Origin of the sequence: Cellulomonas persica (assembly GCF_007989825.1) — a bacterium.
GTDB classification, from domain to species: domain Bacteria; phylum Actinomycetota; class Actinomycetes; order Actinomycetales; family Cellulomonadaceae; genus Cellulomonas; species Cellulomonas persica.
The window spans coordinates 93,599-119,670 of record NZ_BJUA01000006.1 but is presented as its reverse complement, the minus strand read 5'-3'; the positions used below and the strand labels follow the sequence as shown (position 1 = coordinate 119,670).

Here is a 26,072-nt window from a genome sequence, read left to right as displayed (position 1 = left end):
CACACCGTAGGAGACGTGCGAGGGGTGCCGAAGGTTGAGCGCCGCGGGTCACTCGTCCGGCGATGGGACAATGGGCGTCGTGACTGCGACGAACGAGCGGACCGACGAGACCCGCGCGCCGGGTGCCGTGCTGCCCCCGCTGCGCATCGGGCCGCTGCAGATCGACACACCGGTCGTGCTCGCGCCGATGGCGGGCGTGACCAACGCGGCGTTCCGCCGCCTGTGCCGTGAGTCGGGCGCCGGGCTGTACGTCGCGGAGATGGTCACCAGCCGTGCGCTCGTCGAGCGTGGCGAGGAGTCGCTGCGGATCATCGCGCACGAGCCCGACGAGAGGCCGCGCTCGGTGCAGCTCTACGGCGTCGACCCGGCGACCGTCGCGGCGGCGGTGCACATGATCGTGAGCGAGGACCGCGCGGACCACGTCGACCTCAACTTCGGCTGCCCCGTCGCGAAGGTCACGCGGCGCGGCGGCGGCGCGGTGCTGCCCTGGAAGCGGGACCTGTTCCGCGCGATCGTCACGCAGGCCGTGGCCGCGGCGGCGCCGTACGGCGTGCCGGTGACGGTCAAGATGCGCAAGGGGATCGACGACGACCACCTGACGTACCTCGAGGCGGGTCTGGTCGCGCAGGACGCGGGCGTCGCGGCGGTCGCGCTGCACGCACGCACCGCCGCGGACTACTACTCGGGCACCGCGGACTGGGAGTCGATCGCGCGGCTCAAGCAGACCGTGACCGGCATCCCCGTGCTGGGCAACGGCGACATCTGGTCGGCCGAGGACGCCCTGGCGATGGTCGAGCAGACCGGGTGCGACGGCGTCGTCGTCGGGCGCGGCTGCCAGGGCCGGCCGTGGCTGTTCGCGGATCTCGCGGCCGCGTTCGCGGGGTCCGACGAGCGCGTGCGCCCGGGGATGCGGCACGTGGCGCAGACCCTGCGCCGGCACGCCGAGCTCATGGTCGAGCACTTCGACGACGAGTCCAAGGCGCTGCGCGAGATGCGCAAGCACATGGCCTGGTACTTCAAGGGCTACGTCGTGGGCGGTGAGCTGCGCGCGCGGTTCGGGCTCGTCTCGTCGCTGGCCGAGCTCGACGACCTGCTCGCGCTCCTCGACCTCGACCAGCCGTACCCGGGCGAGCCCGCCGAGGGCCAGCGCGGCCGCGCGGGTGCCCCGAAGCGGCCGATCCTGCCGTACGGCTGGCTCGACTCGCGTGAGCTCTCCGAGGAGTTCCGGCGCGACCTGCACGAGGCCGAGCTCAGCGTCTCGGGCGGCTGACGCTCACTCGACGCGCGTGACGCGCACCTGCGCGGCGAGGCGCTCGACGGCCGCGGCCGCCACGTGCGGCGCACCGATCCCGGGGCTCGCCACGGCGATCGCGGCCGTCGCCGCGGCCCGGGCGAGCGCCTGCGCGCGCGGCGCACCCGCGAGCGTCGCGTGCAGGAGCCCCGCGAGGAAGGCATCGCCGGCGCCCTCGGCGTCGCGCAGCGGTCCCGCGTCGGCCACGCCGACCTCCCACCACCCGTCGCCGTCGCGTGCGATGGCGCCACGCTCGCCGCGCGTCGCCACAGCGAGCGTGGCGCCCCCGGCGACGGCCGCCGACAGGTAGGCGCCCGGGTCGGTGAGGCGTGCGTCGGACACGAGCAGCACGTCCGCGGCGGCGACGAACGCCCGCGCGTAGTCGCTCACACCGTCGTCGTCGTGGACGTCGCACCAGACCGGCACCCCGGCCGCCCGCGCGACGGCGAGCAGCGGACGCGACGAGTCCGCCAGGTCGAGCACGGCGGTGCGTGCGGTGCGGACCAGGTCGAGCGTCTCGTCGTCGGGCGGGGGAGCGGTCGGCAGCTCGAGGTAGACCGAGAGGCGGTCGCCCTCGTCGGACACGAGGTTGACGTGCCGCTCGGTGCGCCCGTCCCGCGCGGGCCGCGTGACGACACGCAGGCGGTCGCCGTGGCGCCCGGAGCGCAAGGCCTGCAGGACGAGCGACGCGAACGCGTCGTCGCCGGTCGTGGTGACGAGCGTGGTGGGCACCCCGAGAGCGGCGAGGGTGACCGACTTGCCGGCCGACGTGCCGCCGAGCCCGTCGTGGTGGCCGGATGCGAGCACCATGTGCGGGTACGGCTCCGGCAGCTCGGCGAGACGGACGACGGTGTTCCAGGACGCGGGACCGTTCACGACGACGTGAGTCACGTGACGCAACCTAAGCGCCGCACCCCCTACTCTGGAAGCCCCTGCAGCAAGTTGCTGCAAGCCGTTTCAGCATGGCGCTGACGGCCGACGACCTGGTGGTGACGATGACGCACCTCGCACGGCGTGCTGCCGCGCTCCGCACCGTGGGCCTCGTGGCCCTCGCCCTCGCGACCCTCGTCGGGTGCTCCGACGAGCCCGCTGAGCCCGCCGATCCCGCCGCCGAGCCGGCCACGGACGGCAGCGGTCACGACGTCGGCGTGCAGCTGTTCGAGTGGACGTGGGACGCGATCGCGGACGAGTGCACCACGACGCTCGGTCCTGCCGGCTACGCGTGGGTGCTCACCTCGCCGCCGCAGGAGCACGTCCTCGGCGATCCCTGGTGGACCGCCTACCAGCCGGTCAGCTACCGGCTCGAGTCCCGGCTCGGCACGCGCGACCAGCTCGCCGCGATGATCGAGACGTGCCACGCGGCCGGGGTCGACGTGCGGGTGGACGCGGTCATCAACCACATGACCGGACAGGACGACCCCGGCACCGGATGGGCCGGGTCGTCGTACGAGCACTACACGTACCCGGGCCTGTGGACCCCCGAGGACTTCCACCACTGCGGGCTGACGCCGACCGACGACATCGCGCTCTACCTGGACCGCGAGCAGGTGCAGACGTGCGAGCTCGTCAACCTCGCGGACCTCGACACGACCAGCCCGACGGTGCGCGCGCGCCTGACCGCCTACCTGCAGGACCTGCTCTCGCTCGGGGTCGACGGCTTCCGCATCGACGCGGCCAAGCACATGGCGGCCGACGACGTCGCGGCGATCCTCGAGCCGCTGCCCGACGACGTCGCGATCATGCAGGAGGTGATCCGCGGTTCGGCCGAGCCGATCTCGCCCGAGGAGTACGTCCCGAACGGGCAGGTGTACGAGTTCACCTACGGCAAGGAGATCGCGGGTGTGCTCGCCGGGTCCCCGCGACTCGCGCTCGAGCTCGGCCAGGCCACCGCGCGGTACGTCGCGTCGGACGACGCCGTGGTGTTCGTCGAGAACCACGACACCGAGCGCAACGGCTCCACGCTCAGCTACCAGGACGGGGCGACCGACGCGCTCGCGACGGTGCTCATGCTCGCCGGCACCTACGGGACGCCCCAGGTGTACTCGGGCTACGCGTTCGCGGACGTCGACGCCGGGCCGCGCCTGGACGACGACGGGCGCGTGCTCGACGCGACGTGCGTCGCCGACCCCTCGCCGGCCACCGCCGTGCAGCCCGGGGACTGGGTGTGCCAGCACCGCTGGCCGCAGGTCGCGGGGATGGTCGGCTGGCGCGGCGTCGCGGGTGACGCGCCCGTCGTGGACACGTGGTCCGAGGGCGACGCGGTCGCGCTCGGACGCGGCAGCCGCGCGTTCGTCGTCGTCAACGCGGGCGACGACGAGCTCACCGCGACGCTGCCGACGAGCCTGCCGGACGGCGACTACTGCGACGTCCTGACCGGCGACGACGCGTGCGTCGTCACGCGCGTGCGTGACGGCGCGGCTGAGGTCGCCGTGCCCGCGCAGAGCGCGGCCGCGTGGGACGTCGCGCACACCGACTGACGACGCGCGCGCGCCGGGTCTCGACGGGGGTTCCCCGAGACCCGGCGCGCCTGCGTCAGGGACGCACCCAGACCGTGGTGTCGGAGCCGATGAGCAGCGTGCCGTCGGCCGCCGCGTCCAGGGGCCCGGACGCGAGCAGCACGCGCGTGCCGGCGGGCAGCTCGACGGGCTCGGTGCCGAGGTTGGCGACCACGCGCACGTCACGGTTGACGAGGTCCAGCACGTCGTCGCGCGACGGCAGCCACGTCAGACCGCCCGAGCCGAGCGCCTCCGCGCGGCGCACCCGTAGGGCCGTCCGGTACGTCTCGTAGGTCGAGCCCGGGACTCCGCGCTGGGCGTCGGCCGCGTAACGCGCCCACGTGCTCGGCTGGGGCAGCCAGGCCTCGCCCGTGGGGGAGAAGCCGAAGCCGGGCTCCTGCGCGGACCACGGCAGCGGCACGCGGCAGCCGTCCCGGCCGAGCTCGGCGCCCTGCGTCCGGAAGAACGCCGGGTCCTGGCGCACGTCGGCGGGCAGCGTCGTGTGGTCGGGCAGCCCGAGCTCCTCGCCCTGGTACAGGTACGCCGAGCCGGGCAGGCCGAGCATGAGCAGCGTGGCGCACCGCGCACGCCGCAGGCCGAGCTCCTCGTCGGGCTGCTCGTCGTCGGCCCCGATGCCGTTGGGCCGCGAGCCGGGCGTCGCCAGGCCGAGCCGCGAGGCGTGCCGCACGACGTCGTGGTTCGACAGCACCCACGTCGTCGGCGCACCGACCGAGTCGGACGCGAGGTAGGACGCCGTGATCACGTCGCGCAGCGACGGCGCGTGCCACAGCGTCGCGAGGAACGCGAAGTTGAAGGCCTGGTGCATCTCGTCGGGCCGCACGTAGCGCGCGAGTCGCGACAGGGGCTCGACCCACGCCTCGGCGACGAGCGCGCGGTCGCCGTCGTACTCGGCGAGCACGCGGTGCCAGGCGCGGTAGATGTCGTGCACGCCCTCCTGGTCGAACATCGGGCCCTGGTTGCCCGAGCCGGTCACCTCGTCGACGCGCTCCGCGGCGCCCGACGCGTGCTCGTGCAGCGCGTGCTCGGCCTCCTCGAACGCCTGCTCCGAGCCCTCGATCATCGAGACGTGGCCGTCCCAGTCGGGCAGCCCGGGCGCCTTGACCATGCCGTGCGCGACGTCGATGCGGAAGCCGTCGACGCCCCGGTCGAGCCAGAACCGCAGCACGTCCTCGAACTCGGCGCGGACCTCGGGGTGCTCCCAGTTGAGGTCGGGCTGACGCGAGTCGAACAGGTGCAGGTACCACTGCCCGTCGGGCAGGCGCGTCCAGGCCGGGCCGCCGAAGATCGACTGCCAGTTGTTGGGCGGCTCCTGCCCGTCTTCGCCGCGGCCCTCGCGGAACAGGTAGCGCTCGCGGGCAGGCGAGCCGGGGCCGGCGGCCAGCGCCTCGACGAACCACGCGTGCTCGTCGGACGTGTGGTTGGGGACCAGGTCGACGATCACCCGCAGGCCGAGGCCGTGCGCCCGCGCGAGCATCGCGTCGAAGTCGTCGAGCGTGCCGAACAGCGGGTCGACGTCGCGGTAGTCGGAGACGTCGTACCCCGCGTCCGCCTGCGGCGACCGGTAGAACGGCGACAGCCAGACGGCGTCCACACCGAGCTCGGCCAGGTGGTCGAGGCGCGAGGTGATGCCGGGCAGGTCGCCGATGCCGTCGCCCGAGCCGTCGGCGAACGAGCGCGGGTAGACCTGGTAGATGACGGCGTCGCGCCACCACTCGCCGTCGGGCGCGCCGGGGGAGTGCGCCACGACGAGGGCGTCGGTGCTGGGGCGGGCGTCGAGAGTCGTCACGGAGGCTGGGTCACTTCCTGGAGAGGTTCCGCTCGCGCGGTCGGGCATGCCGACGCAGACGTGCGTCGACGAGGGGGTGAGCAGGTCTGGGGGAACGGCGCGGACCGTCAGACGACGGTCGGCACCGGCTGGTCGAGCTCGGCAACCACAGGGGCGGCGCCGGTCGAGCCCCGCACGATGAGCTCGGGGTGGAACTTGAGCTCGATGCGCGAGGCGGGCGTCCCGTTGATCTCCGCGACCAGGGCGGAGACCGCGGCGTGCCCCATGGCCAGCACGGGCTGGCGCACGGTGGTCAGCGGCGGGTCGGTGAACGCGATCAGCGGGGAGTCGTCGAAGCCGACGACGGACAGGTCGTCCGGCACCTCGAGCCCGCGCGAGCGCGCGGCACGGATCGCGCCGAGCGCCATGAGGTCCGAGCCGCAGACGATCGCGGTGTGGCCCGAGGCGATGAGCTCGAGCGCGGCGGCCTGGCCGCCCTCGACGGTGAAGAGCGTCGAGACGATGTGCCGCTCGGCGTCCTCGATCCCGAGGTGACGCCGGAGGTTCTCGGCGAACGCGACCTTCTTGCGCTGCGCCGGCACGAACCGGTCGGGGCCGATCGCGAGCCCGATCGAGCGGTGCCCGAGCGAGACGAGGTGGCGGAACGCGAGGTCGAGCGCGGCCTCGTCGTCGGTGGAGACGAACGGCGCGTCGACGCCCTCGGCGAACCCGTTGACGAGCGCGATCGGCATGCCGCGACTGCGCAGCCGGTGGTAGCGCTCCTTGCTCGCGGACGTGTCCGCGTGCAGACCCGAGACGAAGACGATGCCCGCGACGCCGTGCTCGAGCAGCATCTCGACGTACTGGTCCTCGGTGGTACCGCCGGGGGACTGCGTGCACAGCAGCGGCGTGTACCCGCGCTCCGTCAGCATCGACTCGATGACCTGGGCGAACGCGGGGAAGACGGGGTTGGCGAGCTCGGGGACGACGAGGCCGACGAGCCCGGCCGAGCGGGTGCGCAGCTTCTCGGGCCGCTCGTACCCGAGCACGTCGAGCGCGGCGAGCACGGCCTGACGTGCCTGTGCGGAGACTCCGTGCTTGCCGTTGAGCACGCGCGAGACGGTGGCCGTGCTCACGCCGGCCTGCTCCGCGAGATCCGTCAGACGGGTACGCACGGGTGGCAGCGTAGGGGACACGGGACCTCCTCGTCCTCGACCGTTCGTGTGTCGAACGGTCTCGAGCGCCGGCGACGACGCTCCTCTGCAACTGTTGCCTGAAAGTTACCGTAACGACTTGCAGGCAAGGTTGCAACGACGTTAGCGTCGGCCACATCAGGCCAGAGCCGGTCGCACGGGCCCGTCACTGCACGGTCGTCGCGTGGTCGTCCTCTGGGCTACGCCACCCAAGATCAGGAGACACACGATGCGACGGAGCATCCCGGCCTTCGCGGCCGCTCTGGGGCTCGCACTGACCCTCACCGCGTGCGGGAGCAGCGGTGACGACGGTGCGAAGGAGACGACCGAGCCGACGGCGGACTCGGCCACGACCGAGGCCGCGCTGACCGGCACGCTGACGATGTGGGTCGACGAGACCCGGATCGATGTCATGAAGCCGATCGTCGAGAAGTTCCAGTCCGAGACCGGCGTCAAGGTCGACATGGTGCAGAAGGTGTCGGGCGACATCCGCACCGACTTCGTCTCCCAGGTCCCGACGGGCCAGGGCCCCGACGTCATCATCGGCGCGCACGACTGGACCGGGGAGTTCGTCAACAACGGCGTCGTCGCCCCGCTGCAGCTCGGTGACAAGGCCAGCGAGTTCTCGCCGTCCGCCGTGCAGGCGTTCACCTACGACGGCCAGGTGTACGGCGCCCCGTACGCGATCGAGAACATCGCGCTCGTCCGCAACAACGAGCTCGTGCCCGAGACCAAGGCGACGACGTTCGACGAGCTGGTCGCCGAGGGCAAGGCCGCCGGCACCAAGTACTCCGTCCTCATCCAGCAGGGTGACCAGGGCGACGCGTACCACCTGTACCCGCTGCAGACGTCGTTCGACGCCCCGATCTTCACCCAGACCGAGGACGGCTCGTACACGACCGACCTCGGCCTCGGCGGCGAGAACGGCGAGAAGTTCGCGACCTACCTGCAGAAGCTCGGCTCGGAGAAGGTGCTCGACCCGGCGCTCGGCGGCGACCAGGTCAAGGAGGCCTTCCTCAACGGCGAGGCCCCGTACATCGTCACGGGCCCCTGGTACACCACCGAGTTCGCCAACGCGGGCCTCGACATCTCGGTCCTCCCCGTGCCGAGCGCGGGTGGCTCCGAGGCCAAGCCCTTCGTGGGCGTGCAGGGCGCGTTCATCTCGGCCAAGTCGGCCAACCCGGTCCTCGCCAACGAGTTCGTCGTCAACTACCTGACGACCGAGCCCGTCCAGACCGAGCTCTACGAGCTGGGCGGCCGCCTGCCGGCCCTCAAGACGGCTGCGGCCAAGGTCGACGACCCGATCCTCGCGGGCTTCAACGAGGCCGGCGCGACCGGCGCCCCCATGCCCTCGATCCCCGAGATGGGCGCGATGTGGCAGTTCTGGGGCACCACGCAGGTGCAGATCATCGGTGGCCAGGCGACCGACCCGGTCGGTGCCTGGAACACGATGGTGACGAACATGCAGGACGCGATCGACGCGGCATGACCTGACCGGCCGCCCGCACCGCCTCAGGGCGCGTGCGGGCGGCCGCTTCACGTGCCGCACGGGCGGCACACCCGGACCCCGCGCCCCGCACCGCGCCCCCACGCGCGCGCCGTGCGGCGGCGGAGCACACTGCACACATCGACGCCCGACGACGGGCTCGCGCGGAGGACCACATGTCGCAGCAGACGATCGTGCACGACAGCGAGCACGCACCCCCCGAACCACCCCCAGGCGACGAGCGGCCCGTCCGCGGTGACTCGTCACCCGCCCGGGACTTCTCCAAGGGCTTCCTGGTCAAGCTCGTCCTGGTCGGCCTGATCGACGCGATCGCGTTGTACGGCATCCTCACGGCGATCGCGGTCGAGCAGTGGGCGATCGTCGGCTTCCTCGTCCTGGCCCTCGTCGCCGTCAACTGGGCGTACTTCTCGCGGCGCACGCTCGCCGCGAAGTACCTGCTGCCCGGCCTCGTCTTCCTGCTGGTCTACGTCATCTTCACGGCGTGCTACACGGCCTACGTCGCGTTCACCAACTACGGCGACGGGCACAACTCCACGAAGGACGACGCGATCTCCGCGATCCTTGCGCAGAACGAGCAGCGCGTGGAGGGCTCGCAGGCGTACCCGCTGACGATCCTCACGGACTCCGACGGCGACCTCGCGTTCGCGATCGTGCGCGACGGACAGGCGCTCGTCGGCACGCAGGACGACCCGCTCGCGCCCGCCGACGACGCGACCGTCGAGTCCGACAAGGTCACGGCGCTGCCCGAGCACGAGGTGCTCGGCTTCGCGGCCGTCGCGCAGCGCCAGCAGGAGATCGTCGACCTGCGTGTGCCGGTGTCCGACGACGCCGCCGACGGCTCGCTGCGGACGCAGGACGCCGCGACCGGCTACATCTTCGAGTCGGTCATGGAGTACGACCCTGCGGCCGACACCATGACCAACACGCAGACCGGCGTGGTCTACCGGCCCAACGACCAGGGGCAGTTCGCGGCCGAGGACGGCTCGACCATCGCTCCCGGGTGGCGCGTCAACGTGGGCTTCGACAACTTCACGCGCGCGTTCAGCGACGAGCGCCTGCGCACGGCGTTCGTCGAGATCTTCCTGTGGACGTTCGCGTTCGCGCTGCTGTCCGTGCTCACGACGTTCGTGCTCGGCCTGTTCCTCGCGGTCGTGTTCAACGACCCGCGCGTGCGGGCCCGCAAGCTGCTGCGCGCGCTGATGATCCTCCCGTACGCGATCCCGGCGTTCATCTCCGCGCTCGTGTGGAAGGGCATGCTCAACACGGGCAGCGGCTTCCTCAACCAGGTCCTCCTGGGTGGCGCCGAGATCCCGTGGCTCACCGATCCCTGGCTCGCGAAGCTCTCGGTCATCGGCGTCAACCTGTGGCTCGGCTTCCCGTACATGTTCATCGTGTGCACGGGTGCGTTGCAGTCGATCCCGGGCGAGGTCTACGAGTCGGCCCGCATGGACGGCGCCAAGCCGTGGCGCATCATGCGCTCGATCACGCTGCCGCTCCTCATGGTGTCGGTCGCGCCGCTGCTCGTCGCGTCGTTCGCGTTCAACTTCAACAACTTCGCGCTCATCTACATGCTCACGGGCGGCGGACCGAACTTCGTCGGCACACCCGTCGTCGTCGGGCACACCGACATCCTCATCTCGATGGTCTACTCCGTCGCGTTCGAGAGCGGCCTCAAGCAGTACGGCTTCGCGAGCGCGCTGTCGATCCTCATCTTCATCATGGTCGGCGCGATCTCCTGGTGGGGCTTCCGTCGCACGCGTCGTCTCGAGGAGCTGTGATGACCACCCAGACCGCACAGGCGCCGGCCAAGGCGGCGAGCACGAACGTGCGCCGCAACGGCACGTTCACCCGGCGCTGGTGGCGCGAGGTCTCGTGGCGCTACCTCGTGGCGCTCGTGATGATCGTCATCTGCGTGCTGCCGTTGCTGTACGTGATCTCCGCGTCGCTCAACCCGGGCGGCTCGCTCGTCGGGTCCAACCGGCTGTTCCGCACGGTCTCGGGGGAGAACTTCGCCGACCTCGAGGCACGTGGCTTCTGGACGTGGCTCGGCAACTCCCTCGTCGTGTGCACGGTCACGGCGATCGGCACCGTGCTGATGGGTGCGGCCGCCGCATACGCGTTCTCGCGGTTCCGGTTCAAGGGCCGCGAGAAGGGCCTGACCGGCCTGCTGCTCGCGCAGATGTTCCCGCAGACGCTTGCGTTCGTCGCGATCTTCCTGCTGCTGCTCACGCTCAAGGACGTGTTCCCGGCCCTCGGCCTGGACAGCCTGCTGGGGCTGATCTTCGTCTACCTCGGCGGCGCGCTCGGCGTGAACACGTTCCTCATGTACGGGTTCTTCAACACCGTGCCGCGTGAGCTCGACGAGGCCGCGAAGATGGACGGAGCGACGCACGGCCAGATCTACTGGACGATCATCCTGCGCATGGTCACGCCGATCCTCGCGGTCGTCGGCCTGCTGTCGTTCATCTCCTCGTTCGGCGACTTCCTGATCGCCAAGGTCGTGCTGCAGCGCGCGGACAACTGGACCGTCGCGGTCGGGCTCTACTCGCTCGCGGCCGACGAGCGCACGGCGCCCTGGGGGCTGTTCGCCGCGGGCGCCGTGATCGCGGCCGTCCCGGTGGTGCTGCTGTTCATGTTCCTGCAGAAGTACATCGTCGGCGGGCTCACCGCGGGCTCCGTCAAGGGATGAGCGCAGGGCTCGGCCTCGGAGTACCGCACCACGACGGCTCGGAGCTGTACGTCGAGCGCGCCACCCCGCGGCTCGGGGACGTCGTACCCGTCCGGGTACGCGTCCCCGCGTCGCGGGCCGAGCGCGGGGTGCACGTGCGCGTGGTCCGCGACGGCGAGCCGCGGTTCGTGCCGGCCCGCCTCGAACGGGCCGACGAGCGCGAGCGCTGGTACGTCGCGGACGTCGTCGTGCACAACCCCGTCACGCCGTACCGGTTCCTGCTCGACGAGCCCGGCGGGTACCGCTGGCTCAACGGGCGTGGCCTGCACGGCCGGGACGTCACCGACGCCGCGGACTTCCGCCTCGCGGTGCACGGCCCCGCGCCCCGCTGGCTCGACGACGCCGTGGTCTACCAGGTGTTCCCCGACCGGTTCGCGCGGTCGTCGGGGCACGACGGGCCGCCGCGCGGACCGCTGCCGGACTGGGCGGTCGCCGCGGACTGGGCCGACGAGCCGATCGGGTCAGGCCACGGCGTCGCGCAGCAGCTCTACGGCGGTGACCTGCGCGGCGTCGAGCAGCGTCTCGACCACCTGCAGCGGCTCGGGGTCGACACGCTGTACCTGACCCCGGTCTTCCCGGCGCGCTCGAACCACCGGTACGACGCGACGAGCTTCGCCCACGTCGACCCGCTGCTGGGCGGCGACGACGCGCTCGCCTCGCTGTCGGCGGCGCTGCACGCGCGCGGCATGCGCGTCGTCGGCGACCTCACGACGAACCACACGGGCGCGGGCCACGAGTGGTTCGAGCGGGCGCGCGCCGACCGGTCGAGCGCGGAGGCGTCGTTCTACTACTGGACCGACGACGAGCCGGGCTACGTCGGGTGGCTCGAGCACGCGTCCCTGCCGAAGCTCAACTACGGCGCACCCGAGCTCACCGAGCGGATGATCACCGGTGCCGGGTCCGTGGCCGAGCGGTGGCTGCGGCCCCCGTTCGACCTCGACGGCTGGCGCATCGACGTCGCCAACATGACGGGGCGCTACCGCGACGACGACCACGCGCACGCGGTCGCCCGCGCGCTGCGGGCCCGGATGGCGGGGGTCAACCCCGACGCGGCGCTCGTCGCCGAGCACTTCCACGACGCCGCGGGCGACCTGTCCGTGGGCGGCTGGCACGTCAACATGAACTACTCGGCGTTCACGCGGCCGGCCTGGACGTGGCTCGTGGCGCCGGGATCGTCCCTGCCCTTCATGGGGATGCCCGTGCCGGTCCCGCGCAGCGGGGGAGCGGACATGGTCGCGACCATGCGGGACTTCGACGCGACCGTCCCGTGGTCGGTGACGCGGCACCAGTGGAACCTGCTGGGGTCGCACGACACCGCGCGCATCCGGACCGTGACCGGCTCGCGCGCGCTGGTCGAGGTCGCCGCGGGCCTGCTGCTGACCTACCCGGGCACGCCGGTGATCTGGGCGGGCGACGAGGGCGGGCTGACGGGTGTCAACGGCGAGCACGGGCGGGTGCCGATGCCGTGGGGGCGGATCGACGGCGTCCCAGGGGCCGCGGGTGCGGACTGGGACGACGCGACGTTCGCGACGTACCGCGCGCTCATCGCGCTGCGGCGCTCGTGCCGCGCGCTGCGCGAGGGCGGTCTGCGCTGGGCGTTCGTCGACGACGACGCCGTGGGCTACCTGCGCGAGACGGCCGACGAGCGCGTGCTCGTCGTCCTGGCGCGCGACGTGTGGGCGGGCGCTCGCCTGCCGCTGCCGGTCCGCGCCGCGGAGAACCTGTACGGCGGTGGCGTGCTGGGCACGGGTGCCGACGAGGTCGTCGTGCCAGCGACCGAGGGCCCGTCCGTGCAGGTCTGGCGGCTGGGCTGACCGGGAACGCGTGCGCGATTGCGTACGCTTGACCCGATGACCATGCTCGAGCACCTCGACGTCGACGGCTACGTCGACGTCGACCGTGAACGCTGGGTCGCGGAGTCCGCGAAGTCCAAGGGACGCACGCCGTTCGAGCGTGACCGCGCGCGGATCGTGCACTCGTCGGCCCTGCGTCGGCTCGGCGCGAAGACGCAGGTGCTCGGCCCGTCGTCGGACGACTTCGTCCGCACGCGGCTCACGCACACGCTCGAGGTCGCCCAGGTCGGCCGGGAGATCGGCAAGGCGCTGGGCTGCGACCCGGACGTCGTCGACACCGCGTGCCTCGCGCACGACCTGGGCCACCCGCCGTTCGGTCACAACGGTGAGCGCGCGCTGGCCGCGCTCGCGCGCGACATCGGCGGCTTCGAGGGCAACGCGCAGACCCTGCGCCTGCTCACGCGGCTCGAGCCGAAGGTCGTCGACGCCGAGGGACGTTCCGTCGGGCTGAACCTCACGCGCGCGTCGCTCGACGCCTCGGTCAAGTACCCGTGGCGCTACCTGCAGGGTCCGGTCAGCGCCGCGAGCGGTCGCCCGACCCACAAGTTCGGCGTCTACGAGGACGACCTGCCGGTGTTCGAGTGGCTGCGCCAGGACGCCCCCGAGGGGCGCAAGTGCCTCGAGGCGCAGGTCATGGACCTCGCGGATGACATCTCGTACTCGGTGCACGACGTCGAGGACGCGGTCGTCGGCGGTCGCCTCGACCTCGCGGTGCTGTCGCAGCCCGACGAGCGCGCGCGCGTCGTCGAGGCGATCCAGACCTGGTACGGCGACACGGTCGACGAGGCGGGCCTGCTCGCCGCGATGGACCGGCTCGTGCACGCGCGCCTGTGGGCGCCGGGCTTCGACGGGTCGCGCGGCGCGCTCGCGATGCTCAAGGACGCCACCAGCCAGCTCATCGGGCGGTTCGCCAAGGCATCGCAGAAGGCCACGCGCGCGCAGTACGGGGGAGGGCCGCTCACGCGGTACGCCGCCGACCTCGTCGTCCCGATCACGACGCAGGCGGAGATCCTGGTGCTCAAGGGCCTCGCGGTGGCGTACGTCATGGCGCCGCGCGAGCTCGAGCCGCTCTACCACCGCCAGCGCGAGGTGCTGACCGACCTCGTGCGGATCATGGCGGACCGTGCCCCGCTCGCGCTCGAGCCGCCGTTCGCCGCGGACTGGTCGCAGGCGGCCGACGACGCCGCGCGGCTGCGGGTCGTGATCGACCAGGTCGCCTCGCTCACGGACGTCTCCGCGGCCGAGGCCCACGCGCGCCTGGTCCGCCCGCCGCGCCACTGACCTCACCCCACCCGCGCGTGGGCCTCGGGTGACGTCCGCCGCCCCTGTCCGCCGAGTCATCGGTTGCTCCGGTCACTGCGTCACCCGACGTGAGCGACCGCGGGGTTGCCGAGCCACATGCGCCTGACGTGCGCCCTTTCCGCGGATTCGTCCGGAATCGTTGACGCATTTCACCCGGTCTGGCTAGCGTCTGTGGCGAGGGATTTGTGAATATCCCTTACTAAATACCGCACTTCCCATCGCACCGGGAGGCAAGGATGCAGCACCTCGAAGGGCACGCCGGCGACGCAGCCGGCACAGCACGCACCATCGGTCGCCGACGACGCAGCGCGGTGGTCGCGCTCGCCGCCGCTGCGGCGCTCGTCGCGACCGGACTGGTCGCGGCACTACCGGCCAACGCGGCCGGGACGTTCACGGCGACCTTCACGTCGGCGGGTGACTGGGGGACCGGTCACCAGGCGTCCGTGCAGGTCACCAACGGCACGACGAGCACGGCGTCCACGTGGACGCTCGAGTTCGACCTGCCGGCCGGCACCACGATCACGAGCTCGTGGGACGCGGACGTGACCCGCACCGGCAACCACTACAAGGTCACCTCCAAGAGCTGGGCCGGCCCCTTCGCCCCGGGCGCCTCCCAGACGTGGGGGTACATCGGCAGCGGTCCGTTCGCGCAGCCCACCGGATGCACCGTCAACGGCGCGGCCTGCGCCGGCGGGAGCGTCCCGACGCCCACGAGCCCGACGACGAGCCCGACGACGGGCCCCACGTCGACGCCGACACCTGCCCCGACGTCGACCCCGACGCCCGACCCGACCGTCGGACCCGGCGCCCGCAAGCTCGTCGGCTACTTCGCCGAGTGGGGCGTCTACGGGCGCAACTACCACGTGAACAACATCAAGACGTCGGGCAGCGCGTCGAAGCTGACGCACATCCTGTACGCGTTCGGGAACACGACCGGCGGGCAGTGCTCGATCGGTGACTCGTACGCGGCGTACGACAAGGCGTACACCGCGGACCAGAGCGTCGACGGTGTCGCCGACACGTGGGACCAGCCCCTGCGCGGCAACTTCAACCAGCTGCGCAAGCTCAAGGCCGCCAACCCTGGCCTCAAGGTCATCTGGTCGTTCGGCGGCTGGACCTGGTCGAGCGGCTTCACCGCCGCGGCGGCCAACCCGACCGCGTTCGCGAACTCGTGCTACGCGCTGCTCAACGACAGCCGCTGGGCCGGGCTGTTCGACGGCATCGACATCGACTGGGAGTACCCGAACGCGTGCGGCCTGAGCTGCGACGCGAGCGGCCCGCAGGCGTTCGACCGCGTCATCACCGCGCTGCGCAACCGGTTCGGTCAGAACTACCTGATCACCGCCGCGATCACCGCCGACGGGAGCAACGGCGGCAAGATCGACGCCACCGACTATGCGACCGCGGCGACCAAGCTGAGCTGGATCATGCCGATGACGTACGACTACTTCGGCGCGTTCAACCCGCAGGGCCCGACGGCACCGCACTCGCCGCTGACCTCCTACGCGGGTATCCCGCAGGCCGGGTTCAACGCGGAGGCGGCGGTGAACAAGCTCATCGCGAAGGGGATCCCGGCGAACAAGATCCTGCTGGGCGTCGGGTTCTACGGCCGAGGCTGGACGGGTGTGACGCAGAGCGCGCCCGGCGGTTCCGCGACCGGCGCCGCACCGGGCACGTACGAGGCGGGGATCGAGGACTACAAGGTCCTCAAGAACCGCTGCCCCGCCACGGGGACCGTCGGCGGCACCGCGTACGCGGTGTGCGGCAACGAGTGGTGGAGCTACGACACCCCCGCGACGATCGCCACCAAGACCGCCTGGGCGAAGAGCAAGGGCCTCGGCGGGGCGTTCTTCTGGGAGCTGTCGGGCGACACGAGCAACGGCGAGCTGATCTCGGCGCTGAAGTCGGGCATCAGCTGATCGGACGGTGACGCGAGGGGGTCGGCGCCGCGGCTTCGGCCCCCTCGTCGTCGTCGGGCTCGATGTCCCGGCGGGCGGGTGGGCGTCCCGACGCCGCCTGTCCTGCGCCTCACCCGCGCGGGCGTCGGGCCGACGACGCGGACGACCTAGACTCCTGGCGTGGCGGGACGCATCCGACGGGAGGACGTGGAAGCGGTCCGCGAGCGTGTGCGGATCGAGGAGGTCGTCGGCGCGCACGTCCAGCTCAAGGCCGCGGGCGTCGGCTCGCTCAAGGGCCTGTGCCCCTTCCACGACGAGCGCTCGCCGTCGTTCCACGTGCGGCCGCAGGTCGGGCGGTACCACTGCTTCGGGTGCGGCGAGGGTGGCGACGTCATCGACTTCGTCACCAAGGTGGACGGGCTCGGGTTCGCGGAGGCCGTCGAGTACCTCGCCGGCCGGGTCGGCGTGCAGCTGCGCTACGAGGAAGGCGGCCCGACGAGGCCCGCCGAGGAGCCCGGGCGCCGGCGGCGGCTCATCGAGGCGCACAAGGTCGCCGAGGAGTTCTACCGCGAGCAGCTCGCGACGCCCGGCGCGGCGGCCGGCCGGCAGTTCCTCGCCGAGCGCGGCTTCGACCGTTCGGCCGCCGAGCAGTTCGGCGTCGGGTTCGCGCCCACCGGGTGGGACGCGCTGCTGCGCCACCTGCGGGGCCGCGGCTTCACCGAGCCCGAGCTGATCGCCTCAGGCCTCGTGAGCCAGGGCCAGCGCGGGGTCTACGACCGGTTCCGCGGCCGGCTGGTCTGGCCGATCCGCGAGGTCACGGGGGAGACCATCGGGTTCGGTGCGCGCCGCCTGTTCGACGAGGACAACGGCCCCAAGTACCTCAACACCCCCGAGACGCCGCTGTACCGCAAGTCGCACGTGCTCTACGGGCTCGACCTGGCCAAGCGCGAGATGCAGAAGGACAAGCGCGTCGTCGTCGTCGAGGGCTACACCGACGTCATGGCGATGCACCTGTCCGGCATCGGCAGCGCGGTCGCGACCTGCGGCACGGCGTTCGGCTCGGACCACGCACGGATCGTGCGCCGGCTCATCGGCGACTCGGGTGCCAGCAGCGGCGTGCAGCTCGCGACGGGGACGTCCGTGGGCGGCGAGGTGATCTTCACGTTCGACGGCGACGAGGCGGGACAGAAGGCCGCGCTGCGCGCGTTCGGCGAGGACCAGACGTTCGCCGCGCAGACGTTCGTCGCGGTCGAGCCCAGCGGCATGGACCCGTGCGAGCTGCGGCAGAACCGCGGCCCGGACGCGGTGCGCGCGCTCGTCGCCGGGCGCCAGCCCCTGTTCGCGTTCGTGCTGCGCGCGACCCTGCGCTCGTACGACCTCGGGACCGCGGAGGGCCGGGTCGCGGCGTTGCGCAGCGCGGCCCCGGTCGTCGCGGGCATCCGTGACGCGGCCCTGCGGCCCGAGTACACGCGTCTGCTGGCGGGCTGGCTCGGCATGGAGGACCTGTCCAGCGTGCAGCGCGCGGTCGACAGCGCACGCGGTCGTGGTGGTCAGGCCGGACGTGGTCCGGGCGGCGCAGGGCGGCCCGCCGCTCCCGAGGCGCCCCGCCAGGCGCGGCCGCAGCGCCCCGGACCGGTCGACCCGGTGCTCGCGGTCGAGCGCACCGCGCTCGAGGTCGTCCTGCAGGCACCCGCACTCGTCCCCGCGGAGTTCGACGAGCTCGGCGCGGACGCGTTCGCGGCGCCCGCGCACCGCGCGGTGCACGAGGCGATCCGCGCCGCCGGCGGCGTGACCGCGGGCCGCGCCTCGGTCGGCGAGGACGGCAGCTCGACCGCATGGGTCGGCGCCGTGCTGGACGAGGCCGCCGAGGCCGTCCGGCCGCTCGTCACCGAGCTCGCCGTGGCACCCGTGCCCGAGGACCGCCCGGAGGCCGTGGGCGACTACGTGCGGGGCGTCGTGCTGCGGCTCGTCGAGATGGGGTTCACCCGGCAGATCGCCGAGCTGCGCGGGCGCCTGCAGCGCATGGACTCCGCCGCGGACCCGCAGGGCTACCAGGCGACGTTCGCCGAGCTCGTCGCGATCGAGGGACGTCGCCGGAGCCTGCGCGAGAGCGTCTGAGCGCGCGCGAGTCAGACGAGCGCGCGCAGGTCGCCACCGTCGTCCACGGCGGGCAGCTCGTCGGCTGCCGCGGTCACGGTCATGGAGCGCAGCGTGAGCGCGCCGCCGTACGACGACAGGAACGCCGTGTCGGTCGCGTCGCGACCCGTCGCGATGCGCAGCATCCCCTCGCGGGGCGCGAGCCGCGTCGCGTCGAGCAGGTGCCAGCCGCCCTCGACGAACACCTCCGCGACCGCGTGGAAGTCCATCGGCTTCAGGCGCGGGGCGTACACCGAGGCGAGCCGCGCCGGCAGGTCGCACGCGCGCAGCAGGGCGACGACGAGGTGCGCGAAGTCCCGGCACACCCCGCGCCGCTTGAGCAGCGTGTCGGTCGCCCCGTCGGTCGGAAGGCTGCTGCCCGACAGGTATGTCACGTGCGACGACACCCAGGACACCACCGCGTCGACGAGCTCGACACCGGACAGCCCGCCGAACTGGTCGCGCGCGAACGCCAGGAGGCGGTCGGACTCGGCATACCTGCTCGGCTGGCGGTACTCGACGAGGTCCAGCTCCTCGACGGGCGGGCGAGCCGCGACACCGGCCACCGTGGCCTGGTAGTCCACGACCACGCGGCCGGTCGGCGCCAGCACGCGGTGCAGGCGCCCACCATGACCGGACTTGATCTCGACGACGTCGAGCGGACCGTCCTCGTGGCGGACGGTGAGCTGCTCGGAACGGTCGTACGCGCCGTCGGCGACCGCGATGGCGAGGTACATCTCGAGGGGGCTGCGCACGTCGAGGGAGAGGTGGCAGGAGACGGTGCGCAGCACGGTCGGCGGTTCCATTTCTCCGGCTGTCGGTGACCGGACATCACGAGGGGGCAGCGCAAGTGTGGGGCTCGTCAGGCGGATCGACAAGCGGGCGGCGAACGTCGCGCGAAGCGGCAGGTCAGGGCCTCGTCGTGGGCGCCGCTCGCGGCTCGTCACCGACCTTCGCGCCGCTGGGCCACCGCGTCCGACGCCCGGGCGGGGGCGCGCTCCGGTCGCGGCCCGCCGCCCACACTGCCACGATCGGACGCGCGCCGACGAGCCGGGCGGCGCCCCGCTTCCCCGACCCCCAGGGAGCTGCCATGACGAGCACTGCCAACCTCGGCGCGACGACGCAGGGCGCCTGGGCGACAGCCGCCCGCGCGGGCTACGTCGTCAGCGGAGCACTGCACATCCTCATCGGCGTGATCGCACTGCGCCTCGCCCTCGGTGACTCCTCGCAGTCGGCCGACCAGTCGGGCGCGCTCTCGACGGTCGCCGACGAACCCCTCGGCCGGGTCGGGCTGTGGGTCGCGGCGGTGGCGCTGCTCGCGCTCGCGGGCTGGCAGATCGCCAAGGCCGTGCACCTCGGCTCGGCCGCCGCCAGGGGAGCCTCGTCGTCCGGCGACCGCGCGAAGGCGATCGGCCGCGGCGTGGTGTACCTCGGGCTCGCGGTGGTCACGGCCACGTGGGCCAGGGGCACGGGCTCGTCGTCGTCCGACGACACGCAGGACCTGACAGCCGACCTCATGGACGCACCCGCGGGTCGGATCCTCGTCGGCGCGCTGGGCCTGGCGATCGTCGCCGTGGGCGTCTACCACGTGGTCAAGGGGTGGCGGCAGAAGTTCCTGGAGGACCTCCAGGGGCTCCCGGCAGGCGAGGCCGGGCGTGGGTCGCGGGTCGCGGGCACGGTCGGCTACATCGCCAAGGGGGTGGCGCTCGGCATCGTCGGCGGGCTGTTCGTCGCCGCGGCGTGGCACGCGGACGAGTCCGAGGCGACCGGGCTGGACGGTGCCATGCGCACGCTCAAGGAAGGCCCTGCCGGGCCGCTGCTGCTCGCGCTCGTCGCGCTCGGGTTCGTCGCCTACGGCGTCTACTCGTTCGTGCGGGCGAGGTACGGGCGGCTGTAGGCCTCAGCGGCCTCGCCGCAGCGCCTGGCGCAGCGGGGGCACGACGACACCCTCGCGCGCCAGCACGGCTCGGGTGCGGTTGCGCGTGCGCAGCACGCCCCAGACGCCGAGCGTCCAGGGCACGAGCAGCGACGTGAACGCCCAGCGGTACGCGTCGAGCGAGTACGTCGTCGCGCCCGCGGGTGACACGAGCTGGAGGACGACACCCACGGCGAGCACCGCGCCGATCGTCGAGGTGAACCCGCCGGTGTTGACGAAGCCGGAGGCCGTCCCCAGGCGCTGCGGCTCGCTGTACGTCCGCGCGAAGTCCATCCCGACGAGCGACACGGGGCCGCCCGCGCCGATGACGGCGACGAACACGACGAGCTGCCACATCGGGCGCGGCGTCGACGGCACGAGCACGACCAGCCACGCGACGAACGTCGCCACGCAGGACGTCAGGACGATCGAGGTGCGCCGCAGCGGGTGCCGACCCGTCAGGCGGCCGACGACGGGCCCGGACGCCATCGCGGTGAGCGTCAGGATCGTCAGCAGCGCACCCGCCTCGGCCGTCGAGCGCCCCTGCGCGGTGACGAAGAACGGCACACCCCACAGCAGCGCGACGACGTTGGCGCTGAACGGCGTCGCGAAGTGGCTCCACCAGCCCAGCCGGGTGCCCGGCGGCCGCGCGGCCACGCGGACCGCCTGCGCGAACGAGTGCTCGTCGCGCGCGACGCCGCGTGCGCCCGCTGGTTCGCGGATCCCGACGAACGCGCCGACCGTCGCGAGCGCACCCACCACGGCGAGCGCGCCGAACGCGGGCGTCCACCCCTGGTGGTGCAGCAGCCACGCGAGCGGGATGGCGGAGGCGAGCTGCCCCGACTGCCCGATCAGGCCCGTCAGCTGCACAAGCACCGGCACGCGCCGCGGCGGGAACCACTGCGCGACGAGCTGGACCGCGGAGATGAAGATGCCGGCGTCACCCGCGCCGATGAGCACCCGCGCCGCCAGCGCGGCCGGGACGCTGTCCGCGAACGCCAGCACGAGCTGGCCCACGGCCATGACCGCGGACCCGACACCGATCACGACGCGCGCCCCGAACCGGTCGAGCAGCCGCCCTGCGGGCAGCTGCAGACCCGCGTACACGGTGAGCTGGACGACCGAGAACATCGACAGCGCGGTCGCGCTCAGGTCGAACCGCTCGATCGCCTCGACCCCGGCGACCCCGAGCGCGCTGCGGTGCAGCACTGCGACGAAGTACGCGGCGACAGCCGCGACATAGACGACGACCGCACGGTGCGACGACGCGCGCACGGGCTGCGGCACGCCGGTCATGGGGGAGGGGCTCCGTCTCGCGGAAGGGATCGTCTCGACCCCGTGGGGCCGTCCCCAGCCTAGTCGTCAGATGTCCTGCTCCTGCGACCGGAGGCGTGTCGTGCCGCACACACGACGAAGGCCCCGCCTGCTGCCGCAGGTCAGGGCCTTCCGAAGCTCCCCCGACTGGACTCGAACCAGTAACCCTTCGATTAACAGTCGAATGCTCTGCCAATTGAGCTACGGGGGATCGCGCTGCAGAACTCTAGCAGCCGATCAGGGGTGCTCCCGACCAGCCGTCAGTCCCGCAGGCCTGCCGCGGCGCGCAGCGAGTCCTCGGCGCGGTCGACCACGGCCGCCACCTGCGGGTCCGCCAGGTCGACGCCCTCGTCGGCCACGACCTGCGTGAACAGCTCTCCGTCCTCGTCGCGACGCAGCGCCACGCGCGCCTGCCCGCCCGTCGGGCACGCGACCGTCGTGGCGTGCACCACAGAGGACTGCACGCGCTCGCGGAACGTCTGCGCGAACCGCACCGAGGCGCGGTCGTCCTCGAACGTGAAGGCGTCGGACGCGCCCCACACCCAACGCACGGACAGCGTGCGCGACGCGGCGTCGAGCGACCCGCGGTCCACGTCCGCCCACGGTGTGCGCGCCACCGCCTCGTCGTCCAGCACGTGCAGCGCGAGCCGGCTCGCGACGAGACGGCGTCCGTCGGCGACCGTCGCGGCGACGAGCACCCGGTCGCCTCGTCGCAGGTCGACACGGCGGCGGTCGTCGTTCGTCAGAGCACGGTCGCGGAGGAAAGCAGCCACCGGCTCACGGTACCCGCCGGATCTCGGGCAGCGTCTCCATGAGGGCGTGGCCGTGCCGGGGTGTCTCGGGGTGGGGCAGGTGGGGCTTGAACCCACGACCGACGGATTATGAGTCCGCTGCTCTGACCGGCTGAGCTACTGCCCCGGGGCGCGCCCAGGTTACCGGTGGGCGAGCGCGCGTGATCGAGCCTCGAGGTCCCGCCAGTCCTCGGACGGCTGGGCGGACCTCGTCCGAGTGAATCCCACGGGCGTGCTCCGGGCGTGTCGGGGGTCGGGACCTCGGTCCCAGAGCTCGCGGGGTGTGCCCGACTCGGGAAGGTTCATCCAGATACCGCGCGTCCGAAATTCACCCGAATGCCCGCGATCTCCCAGCCCTGCGCTTCTTGCACACGTGTCCAGTTTCGGGCATAGTTCTTAGTTGTCAGCGACAACGGCAAACCCTCTGCAAGGAGGGGACGCAAAGCCACGGGACCCACGGGGTCAGCCGAGCTACCGAACGACGAAGGAGAGCCGACATGGCGATCACCACCCCTCAGACCGACGCCCCGCTGCAGCAGGGCGCCCTCCTGACCCCCGGCGAGGTCGCCGTCCTGTTCCGCGTCGACCCGAAGACGGTCACGCGCTGGGCGCAGGCCGGCAAGCTCTCGGCCGTGCGGACGCTCGGCGGGCACCGCCGCTTCCACGAGGCCGAGGTGCGCCAGCTCCTCCAGGGCGTCCCGCAGCAGCGCTCGGCGGAGTGAGCCTGCGGGCGCAGCCCCACGCAGCAGAACGACCAAAGGGCCGGTGACGACTCACCGGCCCTTTGTCATGCGTGCGACGCCCCGGCCGCTGCCGGACGTCCCGGGGCCCAGCGGTCAGCCCACGGCGGCGAGCACCGCCGTGCGCACCTCGTCGAGCGAGCGCGTGGGCTGGAAGACCAGCCACTCCAGCCCGGCGACGAGGGTCGCGCCGAACAGGGCGGCGGCCGTCAGCCACGCGTCCCGCTCGGGCCACTCCTGCTGCACGGCGGCGACGAGCGCGCCCATCGACTCCTCGCGCACCTGCCGGATCGACTCCTGCCAGGCGCGTCCCGAGCGGAACGTCTCGGCGACGACGAGCTTGGCGAAGTCCGGGTGCGCCCACACCTGCTCGAGGAGCGCGCCGATCATGGCGTCGACCGCGGGGCGGCCCTGCAGGCCCGCACCCGCGTCGCGCAGCGCGGCCGTGAGCCGCGAGACGCCCTCGGCGATGATCGCCTCGAACAGCCCGGACTTCGAGCCGAAGTTGTAGAACACGCTGCCCTTGGCGACGCCCGCGGCGGCCGCGATGTCGTCCACCGAGGTCGCACCGATCCCGCGGTCGGCCACGAGCGCGAGCGCGGCGTCGACGATCTGGCGCCGGGTGTCCGTCATGGGTCGCAACCCTAGCGACGGTCCCACGCGCTCTGCGGCCATCAGATCGAGAGCGCCGGGTGGAGACGCTCGAGGGTCCAGGTCCGCATGCGCCCGGCGCGCCACGCGGTGATCGCGAGCGAGCCGACCATCACGACGGCGAGCACCGCGACCGAGAGCCACAGGCGTGCGTCGAGCGTCCCGGTGATGACCTGCCGCAGGCCGGTGACCGCGTAGCTCATCGGCAGGACCGGGTTGATCGCGCGGAAGAACGCGGGCGTCGTCTCGACGGGGTACGTCCCGCCCGACGAGGCGAGCTGCAGCATCAGGAGCGCGAGGATCGCAACCTTGCCGGCGGCCGGGCCGAGCACCGCGGTGAACATCTGCTGCAGCGCGAGGAACGCGGCGGCGACCAGCAGCGTGAAGGCGATCGTGCCGACGGCCGAGCTCAGGTGCAGGCCCAGCCCGTAGTGCACGACCCCGAGCATCACCGCGACCTGCGCGACGCCGAGCAGCATCGCCGGCAGGAACCCGGCGATCGCCACCCGCCAGCCGGACACCGGCGTCGCGAGAGCCCGCGCCGGCAGAGGCCGCAGCAGGAGCCACGTGATGAGCGCGCCGACGAACAGCGCGAGCGGCAGGAAGAACGGCGCGAAGCCCTCGCCGAAGCCCTCGGCCTGGCTCACGTGCGTCTCCGAGACGCCCACGGGGGAGGCGATCGTCTCGGCGCGTGCGTCGGTCGCGATGTCGGACGGGATCGCGGTCGCGCCGTCGGCGAGCGCGTCGGCGAGCGTGCCCACGCCGTCGGTCAGCTGACCGGACCCGTCCGCGAGGCGGTCGGCACCGTCCGCGAGCGTGGCCGTGCCGTCCGCGAGCGTGGCCGTGCCGTCCGCGAGCCTCTGCGTGCCGTCGGCGAGCTGGCCGGCGCCGGACGCGATGGTCTGCGAGCCTGAGGCGAGCGAAGAGATCCCCGTCGACAGCTGCGTCGTCCCCGCGGCGAGCGCATCGGCGCCCTCGGTCGCGGTGCCGGTGCCGTCGGCGAGCGAGCCTGCTCCGGTCGCGAGCGTGTCGATGCCGGTCGAGAGCGAGGCCGCGCCGGAGGAGAGGTCGTCCGCACCCGTGGCGAGGCCGTCGAGCCCGGTGGCGAGGTCGTGCGCTCCTGACGCGAGGTTCTGCGCGCCCGTCGTCAGCGCGCCGACGCCGGTCGCGAGCGCGTCGGCACCGTTCGCGGCGTCGGTGGCGCCGGTCCTCAGGGCGGTCAGGCCGTCGGAGAGCTCGGTCAGGTCCTCGTCGGACGGGAGGGAACCCGCCTGGTCCGCGAGGCCCGCCAGCAGCTGGGCGGCGGCGGTGTCGCCGCCCTGTGCACGCGCGGTCAGGTACGTGGCGAGCCGGCCGAGGTCCGTGCGCAGCCCGGGCACCGAGTCCAGGACCGGGGCGAGCTCGTCCTGAAGAGCGGTGACGCCCGCCGCGAGGTCCGCCGTGCCGGTCCGCAGCGCGTCGGCCCCGGCCGACGCGGTGGCGAGGTGCGACGCGAGCTGTGCCGCGCCGGTGTCGAGGCCGTCGGCGCCGTCGGCCGCCGTGCCGGCACCGGTCGCCAGCGTGACGGCCCCGTCGGCGAGGTCGGACGCGCCGTCGGCCGCGTCGCGTGCGCCGTCGGCGAGCGAGGCGGCACCCGCGTCGAGCGTCCCGAGGCCGTCGGCGAGGTCGGACGCGCCTGCCGCGGCGTCACCCGCACCGCCGGCCGCGGTCGCGGCACCGGCGGCGAGGTCGGACGTCCCGGCGGCGAGGCGCGCCGCGCCCGCGTCGAGGTCCGTCGCGCCGTCGGCGAGCTGCTGCGCGCCGACGGCGGACCGCTGCGCGCCGTCCGCGACCTGGGCCGCGCCGTCGCCGAGGTCGCCCGCCGCCGTGCGCAGCGTGAGGGCACCGTCCGCGGCCTGCGCGAACCCGTCGCGCGCCGCGCCGAGACCGACGAGCACGCGGTCGACGGCCTGTTCGCCGATCGACGCCGAGACCGCGGCCTCCACCTGGTTCATCGCGCTACGGCCCAGGGTCGAGGCGAGGAACGAGTTCGCGTCGTCGTACGTGACGAGGATCTGGGCCGCGGTGGGGGTCTCGCCCGAGGCCGAGGTGATGTCGGCCGAGAAGTCGGCGGGCAGCGTGACCGCGAAGTAGTAGGTGCCGTCGGCGACCCCGTCCGCGGCGTCGTCGGCGTCGGTCACCCGCCAGTCGAGGCCGCCGGCCTGCGTGAGCTGGTCGACGACCTCGTCGCCGGCGTGCAGCTCGCCGTCGTCGAGCACCGCGCCCTGGTCGGCGTTGACGAGCGCGACGGGCAGGCGGTCCAGGTTGCCCATCGGGTCCCAGAAGGCCCACAGGTACAGCGCGCCGTAGAGCAGCGGGATGAGGACGATCGCGGCGATCGCGAGCCGGGGCAGGCGGCCGCGGCGGAACCGGCGCAGCTCGGTGCCGGTGCTGGTGAGGGCAGACATGGGGTCCTTCGGACGAGGGAGGGGC

At 73.0% G+C, this 26,072-nt stretch carries 19 protein-coding genes, 2 tRNA genes and 1 riboswitch; of the genes, 11 read left to right on the top strand and 10 right to left on the bottom strand.

Going from position 1 to position 26,072, the window contains the following annotated elements:
* Positions 1–70: 70 nt before the first annotated feature.
* Positions 71–1,270 (top strand): tRNA dihydrouridine synthase DusB, encoded by a 1,200-nt coding sequence (dusB, locus tag CPE01_RS07635; RefSeq protein ID WP_146806051.1) that lies wholly within the window; start codon positions 71–73, stop codon positions 1,268–1,270.
* Positions 1,271–1,273: 3 nt separating this feature from the next.
* Here the strand turns inward: dusB and CPE01_RS07630 are convergent, their stop codons facing one another.
* Positions 1,274–2,182, bottom strand: a complete 909-nt coding sequence (locus tag CPE01_RS07630; protein WP_146806050.1) for a carbohydrate kinase family protein — start codon at positions 2,180–2,182, stop codon at positions 1,274–1,276.
* 71 nt (positions 2,183–2,253) lie between these two features.
* Between CPE01_RS07630 and CPE01_RS07625 the strand changes: the two genes are divergently transcribed.
* Complete coding sequence (locus tag CPE01_RS07625; RefSeq protein ID WP_246783802.1) at positions 2,254–3,768, top strand: alpha-amylase; 1,515 nt, start codon at positions 2,254–2,256, stop codon at positions 3,766–3,768.
* A 55-nt stretch (positions 3,769–3,823) separates the two neighbouring features.
* Here the strand turns inward: CPE01_RS07625 and CPE01_RS07620 are convergent, their stop codons facing one another.
* Together CPE01_RS07620 and CPE01_RS07615 are read right to left on the bottom strand one after the other, a co-directional pair.
* A complete protein-coding gene (locus CPE01_RS07620) occupies positions 3,824–5,593 on the bottom strand; it encodes a glycoside hydrolase family 13 protein (RefSeq protein WP_246783801.1) in 1,770 nt (589 codons plus the stop codon).
* Positions 5,594–5,700: 107 nt separating this feature from the next.
* Positions 5,701–6,768 carry a LacI family DNA-binding transcriptional regulator gene (locus tag CPE01_RS07615; RefSeq protein WP_146806048.1) on the bottom strand — a complete coding sequence of 356 codons (1,068 nt, stop codon included), beginning with the start codon at positions 6,766–6,768 and terminating at the stop codon, positions 5,701–5,703.
* 226 nt (positions 6,769–6,994) lie between these two features.
* On the opposite strand from CPE01_RS07615, the gene CPE01_RS07610 reads away from it, so the two are divergent.
* The 7 genes from CPE01_RS07610 to dnaG all read left to right on the top strand — a co-directional run bounded on the left by CPE01_RS07610 (position 6,995) and on the right by dnaG (position 18,171).
* Positions 6,995–8,254, top strand: coding sequence for a sugar ABC transporter substrate-binding protein (locus CPE01_RS07610; protein ID WP_146806047.1), 1,260 nt, complete (start codon positions 6,995–6,997; stop codon positions 8,252–8,254).
* Positions 8,255–8,427: 173 nt separating this feature from the next.
* Positions 8,428–10,050, top strand: coding sequence for an ABC transporter permease subunit (locus CPE01_RS07605; RefSeq protein ID WP_146806046.1), 1,623 nt, complete (start codon positions 8,428–8,430; stop codon positions 10,048–10,050).
* The gene (locus tag CPE01_RS07600) at positions 10,050–10,961 is read left to right on the top strand and encodes a sugar ABC transporter permease (RefSeq protein WP_146806045.1); all 912 of its coding nucleotides are present in this window, start codon (positions 10,050–10,052) and stop codon (positions 10,959–10,961) included. Before CPE01_RS07605 ends, CPE01_RS07600 begins: the two co-directional genes overlap by 1 nt.
* Positions 10,958–12,814: a glycoside hydrolase family 13 protein gene (locus CPE01_RS07595; RefSeq protein ID WP_146806044.1), complete on the top strand. Its 1,857-nt coding sequence runs from the start codon at positions 10,958–10,960 to the stop codon at positions 12,812–12,814. Before CPE01_RS07600 ends, CPE01_RS07595 begins: the two co-directional genes overlap by 4 nt.
* A gap of 36 nt (positions 12,815–12,850) precedes the next feature.
* Entirely contained in the window at positions 12,851–14,134 is a 1,284-nt protein-coding gene (locus tag CPE01_RS07590; protein ID WP_186811459.1) for a deoxyguanosinetriphosphate triphosphohydrolase, read from the top strand.
* A gap of 257 nt (positions 14,135–14,391) precedes the next feature.
* Positions 14,392–16,074 (top strand): glycosyl hydrolase family 18 protein, encoded by a 1,683-nt coding sequence (locus CPE01_RS07585; RefSeq protein ID WP_146806043.1) that lies wholly within the window; start codon positions 14,392–14,394, stop codon positions 16,072–16,074.
* A gap of 159 nt (positions 16,075–16,233) precedes the next feature.
* Positions 16,234–18,171 carry a DNA primase gene (dnaG, locus tag CPE01_RS07580; RefSeq protein WP_146806042.1) on the top strand — a complete coding sequence of 646 codons (1,938 nt, stop codon included), beginning with the start codon at positions 16,234–16,236 and terminating at the stop codon, positions 18,169–18,171.
* A gap of 11 nt (positions 18,172–18,182) precedes the next feature.
* Here dnaG and CPE01_RS07575 read toward each other — a convergent pair whose 3' ends face one another.
* Positions 18,183–18,980: a transglutaminase-like domain-containing protein gene (locus tag CPE01_RS07575; protein WP_146806149.1), complete on the bottom strand. Its 798-nt coding sequence runs from the start codon at positions 18,978–18,980 to the stop codon at positions 18,183–18,185.
* A gap of 299 nt (positions 18,981–19,279) precedes the next feature.
* Here CPE01_RS07575 and CPE01_RS07570 point away from each other — a divergent pair, with 299 nt between their 5' ends.
* Positions 19,280–20,086, top strand: coding sequence for a DUF1206 domain-containing protein (locus tag CPE01_RS07570; RefSeq protein ID WP_146806041.1), 807 nt, complete (start codon positions 19,280–19,282; stop codon positions 20,084–20,086).
* A 3-nt stretch (positions 20,087–20,089) separates the two neighbouring features.
* Here the strand turns inward: CPE01_RS07570 and CPE01_RS07565 are convergent, their stop codons facing one another.
* From CPE01_RS07565 to CPE01_RS07550, 4 genes are all read right to left on the bottom strand, one after another.
* Positions 20,090–21,400 carry an MFS transporter gene (locus CPE01_RS07565; RefSeq protein ID WP_146806040.1) on the bottom strand — a complete coding sequence of 437 codons (1,311 nt, stop codon included), beginning with the start codon at positions 21,398–21,400 and terminating at the stop codon, positions 20,090–20,092.
* A gap of 156 nt (positions 21,401–21,556) precedes the next feature.
* Positions 21,557–21,629 (bottom strand) — tRNA-Asn (locus CPE01_RS07560).
* A gap of 49 nt (positions 21,630–21,678) precedes the next feature.
* Positions 21,679–22,191 carry a hypothetical protein gene (locus CPE01_RS07555; RefSeq protein ID WP_146806039.1) on the bottom strand — a complete coding sequence of 171 codons (513 nt, stop codon included), beginning with the start codon at positions 22,189–22,191 and terminating at the stop codon, positions 21,679–21,681.
* Between the two features lie 71 nt (positions 22,192–22,262).
* A tRNA-Ile gene (locus CPE01_RS07550) sits at positions 22,263–22,336 on the bottom strand.
* A gap of 277 nt (positions 22,337–22,613) precedes the next feature.
* A riboswitch (cyclic di-GMP riboswitch) is annotated at positions 22,614–22,688 on the top strand.
* A gap of 18 nt (positions 22,689–22,706) precedes the next feature.
* Between CPE01_RS07550 and CPE01_RS07545 the strand changes: the two genes are divergently transcribed.
* Positions 22,707–22,931 carry a BldC family transcriptional regulator gene (locus CPE01_RS07545; protein ID WP_146806038.1) on the top strand — a complete coding sequence of 75 codons (225 nt, stop codon included), beginning with the start codon at positions 22,707–22,709 and terminating at the stop codon, positions 22,929–22,931.
* A gap of 114 nt (positions 22,932–23,045) precedes the next feature.
* Here CPE01_RS07545 and CPE01_RS07540 read toward each other — a convergent pair whose 3' ends face one another.
* Both CPE01_RS07540 and CPE01_RS07535 read right to left on the bottom strand, forming a co-directional pair.
* Positions 23,046–23,582: a TetR/AcrR family transcriptional regulator gene (locus CPE01_RS07540; protein ID WP_146806037.1), complete on the bottom strand. Its 537-nt coding sequence runs from the start codon at positions 23,580–23,582 to the stop codon at positions 23,046–23,048.
* A 41-nt stretch (positions 23,583–23,623) separates the two neighbouring features.
* On the bottom strand, positions 23,624–26,047 hold the full coding sequence (locus CPE01_RS07535; protein WP_146806036.1) for a YhgE/Pip domain-containing protein: 2,424 nt from the start codon (positions 26,045–26,047) through the stop codon (positions 23,624–23,626).
* Positions 26,048–26,072 lie beyond the last annotated feature (25 nt).

Excerpts from the sequence above, each read along its gene's own strand:
- dusB (WP_146806051.1), top strand. The coding sequence starts at position 71 with ATGGGCGTCGTGACTGCGACGAACGAGCGGACCGACGAGACCCGCGCG.
- CPE01_RS07625 (WP_246783802.1), top strand. The coding sequence starts at position 2,254 with ATGGCGCTGACGGCCGACGACCTGGTGGTGACGATGACGCACCTCGCA.
- CPE01_RS07610 (WP_146806047.1), top strand. The coding sequence starts at position 6,995 with ATGCGACGGAGCATCCCGGCCTTCGCGGCCGCTCTGGGGCTCGCACTG.
- CPE01_RS07605 (WP_146806046.1), top strand. The coding sequence starts at position 8,428 with ATGTCGCAGCAGACGATCGTGCACGACAGCGAGCACGCACCCCCCGAA.
- CPE01_RS07600 (WP_146806045.1), top strand. The coding sequence starts at position 10,050 with ATGACCACCCAGACCGCACAGGCGCCGGCCAAGGCGGCGAGCACGAAC.
- CPE01_RS07595 (WP_146806044.1), top strand. The coding sequence starts at position 10,958 with ATGAGCGCAGGGCTCGGCCTCGGAGTACCGCACCACGACGGCTCGGAG.
- CPE01_RS07590 (WP_186811459.1), top strand. The coding sequence starts at position 12,851 with ATGACCATGCTCGAGCACCTCGACGTCGACGGCTACGTCGACGTCGAC.
- CPE01_RS07585 (WP_146806043.1), top strand. The coding sequence starts at position 14,392 with ATGCAGCACCTCGAAGGGCACGCCGGCGACGCAGCCGGCACAGCACGC.
- CPE01_RS07570 (WP_146806041.1), top strand. The coding sequence starts at position 19,280 with ATGACGAGCACTGCCAACCTCGGCGCGACGACGCAGGGCGCCTGGGCG.
- CPE01_RS07565 (WP_146806040.1), bottom strand. The coding sequence starts at position 21,400 with ATGACCGGCGTGCCGCAGCCCGTGCGCGCGTCGTCGCACCGTGCGGTC.
- CPE01_RS07545 (WP_146806038.1), top strand. The coding sequence starts at position 22,707 with ATGGCGATCACCACCCCTCAGACCGACGCCCCGCTGCAGCAGGGCGCC.
- CPE01_RS07540 (WP_146806037.1), bottom strand. The coding sequence starts at position 23,582 with ATGACGGACACCCGGCGCCAGATCGTCGACGCCGCGCTCGCGCTCGTG.
- CPE01_RS07535 (WP_146806036.1), bottom strand. The coding sequence starts at position 26,047 with ATGTCTGCCCTCACCAGCACCGGCACCGAGCTGCGCCGGTTCCGCCGC.